General features: G+C 66.4%; 7 protein-coding genes. All 7 read right to left on the reverse strand.

The features are described from left to right. Positions 1-394 (reverse strand): citramalate synthase (locus HZB86_10785; GenBank protein ID MBI5906010.1); only part of this gene is annotated, 394 nt, incomplete at its 3' end. Positions 395-439: 45 nt separating this feature from the next. Continuing rightward, positions 440-1,660: an aspartate kinase gene (locus HZB86_10790; protein ID MBI5906011.1), complete on the reverse strand. Its 1,221-nt coding sequence runs from the start codon at positions 1,658-1,660 to the stop codon at positions 440-442. An 8-nt stretch (positions 1,661-1,668) separates the two neighbouring features. Beyond that, the gene (tsaE, locus tag HZB86_10795; protein ID MBI5906012.1) at positions 1,669-2,145 is read right to left on the reverse strand and encodes a tRNA (adenosine(37)-N6)-threonylcarbamoyltransferase complex ATPase subunit type 1 TsaE; all 477 of its coding nucleotides are present in this window, start codon (positions 2,143-2,145) and stop codon (positions 1,669-1,671) included. A 273-nt stretch (positions 2,146-2,418) separates the two neighbouring features. Then, a complete protein-coding gene (locus tag HZB86_10800) occupies positions 2,419-3,999 on the reverse strand; it encodes an NAD(P)H-hydrate dehydratase (GenBank protein ID MBI5906013.1) in 1,581 nt (526 codons plus the stop codon). Continuing rightward, complete coding sequence (locus HZB86_10805; GenBank protein MBI5906014.1) at positions 3,996-4,388, reverse strand: holo-ACP synthase; 393 nt, start codon at positions 4,386-4,388, stop codon at positions 3,996-3,998. Before HZB86_10805 ends, HZB86_10800 begins: the two co-directional genes overlap by 4 nt. Before the next feature lie 10 nt (positions 4,389-4,398). After that, positions 4,399-5,121, reverse strand: a complete 723-nt coding sequence (locus HZB86_10810) for a pyridoxine 5'-phosphate synthase (GenBank protein ID MBI5906015.1) — start codon at positions 5,119-5,121, stop codon at positions 4,399-4,401. A gap of 3 nt (positions 5,122-5,124) precedes the next feature. Continuing rightward, a partial coding sequence (locus HZB86_10815) for a phosphoglucosamine mutase (GenBank protein ID MBI5906016.1) occupies positions 5,125-5,349 on the reverse strand: 225 nt, incomplete at its 5' end.

Genomic DNA, 5,349 nt, shown 5'->3' on the forward strand with positions numbered 1-5,349 from the left:
ACGCGATCGTCTCCTTCACGGCATGGAGGTTCTCGTCGAGCGTCGTGCGGAGCGCCTCGATCACGTGGAAGTCCCACGACTTCCCGACCACGGTGACCACCGGGGTCCCGGCGGCGAGGATCACCCGGATCATCGAATCCTCTTCCACCTTCTTGCCGACCCGCCGGGTCATCCCGAACGCGCACATCACCGAGTTCTTCCACCGGATCTTCCGGGCGAGCTCGAAGAACTCCTTGTCCTTGGGGTTGCTCCCGGGGTACCCGCCCTCGATGTAGTGGATCCCGAACTCGTCGAGCTTCTCGGCGACCTTCAGCTTGTCGAGGACGGACAGGGACACCTCCTGCGACTGCGTCCCGTCCCGAAGCGTCGTGTCGTACAATTGCACCTTTTTCATTTCGCTCCCCGGTGGACTTCGTTTCCCCTTATAGATGCGGCGCTTTCAGGCCGGTTTCCCCAGCCCGAACGCTCCATGGAGCACCCGGACCGCCAGTTCGGTGTACTTCTCCTCGATCAGGACCGAGATCTTGATCTCGGATGTGGTGATCCCGAGGATGTTGATCCCGTCGCCCGCCAGCGTCTCGAACACCTTGGTCGCCACGCCCGAATGGGAGCGCATCGCCATGCCGACGATGAACACCTTGGCGATCTTGTCGTCGCCCACGACCTTCTCGGCGCCGACTTCCTTCGCCACTTTCTCCGTGATCAGCATCGCCTTCTTGTAGTCGGTGCGGCCGACCGTGAAGGTCAGGTCGGTGTACCCGGTGACCGACACGTTCTGGACGATGACGTCCACCACGATGTTCGCCTCGGACAGCGGCTTGAAGATCTTCGCGGCGATCCCGGGCTTGTCGGGGACCTTCACGACCGTGATCTTCGCCTCGCTCTTGCTGTACGCCACGCCGGACACCACCGCCGTTTCCATGATCTCCTCCTCCGTCGTCACGATCGTTCCCTGGTTATCGTTGAACGAGGAGCGGACGTGGATCCGCACCCCGTACTTCATCCCGAACTCGACCGAACGGATCTGAAGGACCTTGGCGCCGAGCGACGCCAGCTCGAGCATCTCCTCGAAGGAAATCTTGTCGAGCTTGCGGGCGTCGGTGCAGATGTTGGGGTCGGTGGTGTAGACGCCGTCCACGTCCGTGTAGATCTCGCAGACGTCGGCCTTCAGGGCCGCGGCCACGGCGACGGCGCTGGTGTCGGATCCGCCGCGCCCCAGCGTGGTGATGGAGCCGGAGTCGTCGATCCCCTGGAAGCCGGCGACCACCGCGATGTACCCGTCCTTCAGCGCCCGGGTGATCGTATCGCCCTTGATCTGCCGGATGCGGGCCTTCACGTACGCCGCGTCGGTGAAGATCGGGATCTGGAAGCCGCAGAACGACTTCGCCTTGTACCCCATCTCGGTCAGCGCGATCGCCAGCAGGCCGATGGTGACCTGCTCGCCGGTCGCCGCGACGACGTCGAGCTCCCGTTCGTTGGGGAGTTCCGCGATCTGGTGCGCCAGCCCCAGCAGCCGGTTCGTCTCCCCCGACATGGCGGAGACCACGACCACCACGTCGTTCCCCTGGTCCTTCGTCCGCGCGACCCGCTTCGCGCAATTCTTGATCTTCTCGATGGTGCCGACCGAGGTGCCGCCGTACTTCTGGACAATGAGTGCCATCGCGCGCGTCAACCTCCTGGCTGGAAACGTTGGGACCGGGAGAGGAACCCGTGGAACCTCGGCTGGTCCGGGGCCGAGACCGATATCAACCGTTCGTCCTCATCCGAAATCGTAAATGTAACCCGGACGCAATCCGTTGGCAACAATTCCGTTACCTTTTCGGCCCATTCCACGACGCACACCCCTTCGCCGGCGAACATCTCGTCGAGGCCGATCTCCAGCGCATCCACCACCGTTTCCAGCCGGTAGACGTCCACGTGGGTGAGGGGAAGGCGCCCCTCGTGGCGGGTCATGATGGTGAAGGAGGGGCTCGTGATCCGTTCCGGGGGGATCCCGAGCGCTTCGCCGATCCCCTTGCAGAAGAGGGTCTTCCCGGCGCCCAGGTCGCCCGTCAGGGCGACAAGATCCCCGTCGGCCAGGCAGGAGCCAAGCTCCCGGGCGATCGCAATCGTGTCATCAGGAGAGTGCGATGTGAATATGGTCATGCTTCCGGGCTCGTGCCCCCGAGGCATTTATTCGAGGGGGTACCCCACCCGCGCGGAGCTTGCTGTGGGGCGGGGGGCTGTAACGAAGCTACGTTCGCGACCTTCGTCCGCTCACTGCGGGTTCCACTCGACGCAATCTCCGCCTCGCTCCACACGCTGCCCCATCGGGAAAAACCATACCGGTGGGGTACCCCTCCACCGGGAAGTATGGGGCGCCTGCGAGGAACCCCCCGCTGCGCCCTCCGCAACCTGATTCTATTACCGATCCGTGAATCACTCCTCGGACGGGGTCTCGCCGAGGGTGTGCTGCAGGGCCCCGGGGATGTTGCCGATCACGTCGGTGGCGGTCACCGGGGTCATCGGGTGCTCCCGGACGAGCAGATCGGCCGACATCCCGTGCAGGAAGACGCCGGCGCACGCGGCGTCGGTCGGCGACAGCCCCTGCGAGGCGAGCGCGGCGACCATCCCCGCCAGCGCGTCCCCCATCCCCCCGGACGCCATGTACGGGTTCCCGGTGGTGTTGATGAAGAGGTCCCCCTTCGGAGTGGCGACGACCGTGCGGGCCCCTTTGAGGATCACGGTCACCCTCTCCTCCTCCGCCAGGTGCCGCGCCGAATCGAGACGCGAAGCCTCGATCGCCTCGATCGACTCGCGGGTCAGCCGGGACATCTCCCCCGGGTGGGGGGTGACGATGCACGGCGCTCCCGCGCTCTGCAGCAGGCTCGCCTGTCCGGCGAGCGCGTTCAGGGCGTCGGCGTCCATCAGGAAAGGGACCTTGATCTTCGGGAGGAGCGCCTTGAGGAATTCCGGCATCGATCCGTTCGCGCCCATCCCCGGCCCGATGACCAGCACGTCGGCCTTCGAAACCGCCTCGAGAAGCTCGGGGATCATCCCGGGGGAGAAGAACCCCGTCCCGTCGTCCCGTATCCCCGCGCACATCACTTCCATCTGCTTCGATTCGACGATCGGGCGAAGGGAGGCGGGAGTCACCACGGTGATGAGCCCCGCTCCCATCCGCAGCGCCGCAAGCCCCGCCAGGCACGGCGCCCCGGTCATCCCCGGCGATCCGCCGACGATGTAGACCCGCCCGGCGTCGCCCTTGTGGAAGTCTGGCGGCCGCACCGACAGCATGCTCTTCACGATCTGCTCGTCGAGCGCCTCGGTCTTGATCTCGGCGTCGAAGACCGCGCGCGACGGGATGCCGATGTCGTAGATCTCCGTCTCCCCGCAATGGATCGACCCGGGAAGCAGCACGTGGCCCAGTTTCAGGAGACCGAACGTCCCCGTGTAGTCCGCGCGGATCGCCTCGCCCAGGATCCGCCCGGTGGTCGCGTCGATCCCGCTCGGCAGGTCGACCGCGAAGACCGTGGCCATCGACAGGTTTATGACCTCCACCACGTCCCGGATCGTCCCCTCGAGCGGCGAGGAGATTCCGGTGCCCAGTATCGCGTCCACGCACAGGTGGACCTCCTCCAGGTACGTCCGCAGGTCCTCGACCCCCTCGGTGTCCCGCACCACGCGGATCTCGACGTCCATCCGCCTCAGGATGTCGTGCTGGGTCTTCGCGTCGGCGGACAGGTCCGCCGTCTCGCCGAGCAGGAACACCTCAACGTAGACGCCCCGGTTGTGGAGGTGCCGGGCGATCACCATCCCGTCGCCGCCGTTGTTTCCCTTTCCGCAGACGACCGCGACCGACGCCTCCTGCGGCGCTCCCACCTTCTCCTCGAGGATGCGGAAGATCCGGTCGGTGCACGACCGCCCCGCGTTCTCCATCAGCACGAGGGAAGGGATCCCGTACGTGTGGATCGTCACCCGATCCAGTTCGCCCATCTGCCGGGCCGTCGCGACCTTCATCCCTTTTCCCCCGTCTTCTCCATGATGACGAACGCCACCGCCTTGCCGCCGTCGTGCGTGATGGACACGTGGACCGCCTCCGCCCCCCGCTGCTTCATCCAGCGGACCGCCTGTCCGTGGAGGTGGACCACCGGCTTCCCGAAGGGGCCGCGGACCGTTTCCACGTCCCTCCAGAGGATCCCCTGGGATTTCCCGGTCCCAAGCGCCTTCATCACCGCCTCTTTCACCGCGAACCGACCGGAGAGGCGCTCCGCCGGATTCCCGCTCCCGGCCGCGTAGGCCGCTTCGGCTTCCGTGAACACCCGCCGCACGAATCGATCGCCGTACCGATCGACCAGCTTCGCGATCCGCGCGACGTCCACGATGTCCACGCCGATTCCCGCGATCATCCCCGTTCCCTCATGCCCCGTGGATCAGCTCCGCGATCTCGCGGACGGCCGCGGGCAGTCCGATGAAGACCGCCCGGGCGACGATGCTGTGCCCGATGTTGAATTCCTCTATCGGTTGGATGGACAGGATCGGGACGATGTTGCGGACGTCGAGCCCGTGCCCGGCGAACACCTTCAGCCCCGCCGAGGCGGCGTACGCGGCGGCGGCCCGGATCTTCGATAGCTCCGCCTCGTACGTTCCGGAGGAAAACGCCTCGCAATACGTTCCCGTGTGGATCTCGATCGCGTCGGCCCCCGCCTGCCGCGACGCCCTCACCTGCGGAAGGTCCGGGTCGATGAACATGCTGACGAGGATGCCGGCGTTTTTCAACCGCGCCACCGTCTGCAGCAGCGCGTCCCGGTGGCCGAGGACGTCCAGCCCCCCCTCGGTGGTCACCTCCTCGCGCTTCTCGGGGACGAGCGTGGCGGAGTACGGTTTGAGGGCACACGCGATCCGGGTCATCTCCTCCGTGGCCGCCATCTCCAGGTTGATCCGGGTGGCGACGACCGATTTCAGGACCTCGAGGTCGCGGTCCTGGATGTGCCGACGGTCCTCCCGGAGGTGGACCGTGATCCCGTCGGCCCCCGAGAGCTCCGCGATCCCCGCGGCGGTCGCCGGCTCGGGGACCCGCCCCCGCCGCGCCTGCCGCAGCGTGGCCACGTGGTCGATGTTCACTCCGAGACGCTTCCGCATGGCTTATCGGCCCTCTTCCTTCGCCTTGTCGCCCAGCGCCTTCACGATCTCCTCGACCTCCGCCCGGCTCTCCCCTTCGACCATGATCCGCAGGAGCGGCTCCGTCCCGCTGTACCGCACGACGATCCGCCCGCGGCTCCCCAGCGACTTCTCGAATTCCGCCTGCGCCTTCCGGAACCCCTTCATCGACTCGAGCGGGACCCGGTGCTTCATCCGGACGTTGTGGAG

Source organism: Deltaproteobacteria bacterium, assembly GCA_016234845.1.
Lineage (GTDB): Bacteria > Desulfobacterota > Deferrimicrobia > Deferrimicrobiales > Deferrimicrobiaceae > JACRNP01.